The 2,184-nt window shown below is 37.2% G+C and carries 4 protein-coding genes; all 4 read right to left on the reverse strand.

All coding sequences use genetic code 11. The features are described 5' to 3' along the window. Positions 1–101: 101 nt before the first annotated feature. Genes V7149_RS25680 through V7149_RS25695 form a run of 4 tightly spaced genes read right to left on the reverse strand, consistent with a single transcriptional unit; the run spans position 102 to position 2,112 of the window. Positions 102–401: a metal-sulfur cluster assembly factor gene (locus V7149_RS25680; RefSeq protein WP_335348388.1), complete on the reverse strand. Its 300-nt coding sequence runs from the start codon at positions 399–401 to the stop codon at positions 102–104. A gap of 15 nt (positions 402–416) precedes the next feature. After that, positions 417–1,658 carry a hypothetical protein gene (locus V7149_RS25685; RefSeq protein WP_335348389.1) on the reverse strand — a complete coding sequence of 414 codons (1,242 nt, stop codon included), beginning with the start codon at positions 1,656–1,658 and terminating at the stop codon, positions 417–419. A 14-nt stretch (positions 1,659–1,672) separates the two neighbouring features. Beyond that, positions 1,673–1,879, reverse strand: coding sequence for a DUF2249 domain-containing protein (locus tag V7149_RS25690; RefSeq protein WP_335348390.1), 207 nt, complete (start codon positions 1,877–1,879; stop codon positions 1,673–1,675). 5 nt (positions 1,880–1,884) lie between these two features. Further along, positions 1,885–2,112, reverse strand: coding sequence for a DUF2249 domain-containing protein (locus tag V7149_RS25695; RefSeq protein ID WP_335348391.1), 228 nt, complete (start codon positions 2,110–2,112; stop codon positions 1,885–1,887). Between the last annotated feature and the right edge of the window lie 72 nt (positions 2,113–2,184).

Raw genomic sequence — 2,184 nt, forward strand, 5'->3', positions numbered from 1 at the left:
GACCTCGAGGTCACAAGCCGAGCCTCCCAGAAAGATAAAGTACACCCTTCCGAGACGCTCCTCTTGTGCTTGTCGGGGGTGGGCAAGGCGCTTCCGCTTTTCTATCTGCCTAATTGACTTTTGCCTTCAGGAGTCATTCGGTCTGGTGTCCATGCAGGCTCCCAGACGAGATCAACATCCACATATTTAATTTCTTCCATTTCTTCAATACAATATTTAACCCCGCTGACAATACTGTCATGAAGAGGGCAACCTGGGGTTGTTAATGTCATAGTAATAATGACAATTCCATCTTCAGGAATTTCAATTTGATAAATGAGTCCTAAATCTACAACATTAATATTAAGCTCAGGATCCAAAACCCTACGCAAGTTGTTCAATACTTTATCTTTTAATTCCATAATAAACCCCTCCTATTATTTTTTTACAACCTTTACAATAGCAATTGAAAACATCAAACAGGCGATAGTGAAAATGGTTTGAGTTGGGTAAAATAATGCCTTACTCCCAATAAAAAGGGAAATCGCAACACCTATTGCACCAAGCATGAGACAGATGAATACCGGGGTTGCCGCTCGGTCATTAATCATATCCTTTAATGAGGGAACATCCTTTTTCCCAATTTCCTTACTATATTTAGCAGTCCACCATAGAAACGGCACAATTTTGTATAAATAGCCAATAATACTAAAGGCAATCCATAAGAGTAAGTACAAAAATAATAATGGCCCCGCTGCTTTATGAAAAACTCCTAACAACCCCGTAATAAATGCGCTGAGGTGAATAATTCCCCCGCTTATGATCGCGATTAGGGCAAAAATAAAGGAATAATCAAGCTTTTTCTTCACTCTTTTCTTTAATATAGTTGAAATATGGTACATGAAAATGATAAATCCAAGGAATAGAAAAAAGAGTGCTGCAGTTAAAAGTTCTTTTGAATCTATAAAAAATGAAATAGCTGCTGCGACTAAACCAATTGTATAGATAGGGTAAACAAAATTAGCTAGTTTCATCGTATATCCATGTGATAAAGAAAACATTGGCACCATTTTATATGAAAAACCGAAAATAAGGAGAGTAAACCAACCAGTCATTCCAAGCAGTAAATGACTCTTAAAAATGGCTTGATAATATTGGCCTCCAAAGCCCGTTTTTATGCTAATTAACATCGTAATACCTAGGATAATAGTAATTAATAGACAAACTAAAGCTGTACCGACATACAAGGTTAATATATTAGGCTTCGCTTGTTTTCTCAATGTCATTAACATCTGAAAGAGGAACATGAGAATACCTAATAACGTGATGATTCCAGGAATTAACGCTTTTTGCGGTTCATAAAAAAGAAAATGTGCAAAAGAGAAGACCCCAATTACATATACCCCAAATTGAACAAAGCCGAATTTTTCATTCCAAATGGGGGTAAGGAAAGCAACGGGCACTAGCTGATACATAGCACCCATGGCAATCATCAGCGCCCATCCTAACAGTAGCAAATGAGCTGCGGACCATATTCCTGGTACACGAAATTGACTACTAAACATGTAATCTCCGTGAAACAGAAGTAAGATTTGTGAACCCATTAGGGCAATGATACTGACAAGGATAAAGGAAAATGGCAGTTTTATATTTGTTTCATTTCCTGAAGAAGATAACATCTTCATCACCTGCTCTATTTCGTAATTTCAATTAAAAAGCTTCCATCTTCATTCGGTGTAGTTTCATATTTTAAGCCTCTTTCTTCAAGCTGTTCATATAAGAACATCGGCCGGCGGTCATTAATAATAGACAAGCTTTCTCCGGGCTTTAAGCTCTCAAGAGCCTCTAACGTTCTCATCATCGGCTGAGGCGGCTCAAGTCCGCGATTATCTAATAACATGATGATCAGCTCCTAAATGTGATCTTCCAATGTTTTTTCTCAAGCTCTTCTGCTTCATACTCAAAACCCTTTCCTTTTAATATAGGGAATAGGGGGGCAGGCTTAAAGGGAGCATGAAGGATAAATACATCTCCTGTACTTAATTCATTTACAGCCTGCATAATTTTTTGGAAAGGCTCAAGTTTATTTTTAATATCTTCCCTTACATCTAATTCAATCGTTTTGTTATCCATTATTAAGTCACCTCTTAATCTTTGATCTTTAATCATAGTGTATCATCATAGAATCCTTCCATAAGTGACATG

The organism is Bacillus sp. JJ1503 (assembly GCF_036965125.1).
In the GTDB taxonomy this organism is placed as follows: domain Bacteria; phylum Bacillota; class Bacilli; order Bacillales; family Cytobacillaceae; genus Cytobacillus.

Bases quoted from the DNA above. Each gene is read 5' to 3' on its own strand.
- V7149_RS25680 (WP_335348388.1), bottom strand. From the start codon at position 401: ATGGAATTAAAAGATAAAGTATTGAACAACTTGCGTAGGGTTTTGGAT.
- V7149_RS25685 (WP_335348389.1), bottom strand. From the start codon at position 1,658: ATGTTATCTTCTTCAGGAAATGAAACAAATATAAAACTGCCATTTTCC.
- V7149_RS25690 (WP_335348390.1), bottom strand. From the start codon at position 1,879: ATGTTATTAGATAATCGCGGACTTGAGCCGCCTCAGCCGATGATGAGA.
- V7149_RS25695 (WP_335348391.1), bottom strand. From the start codon at position 2,112: ATGGATAACAAAACGATTGAATTAGATGTAAGGGAAGATATTAAAAAT.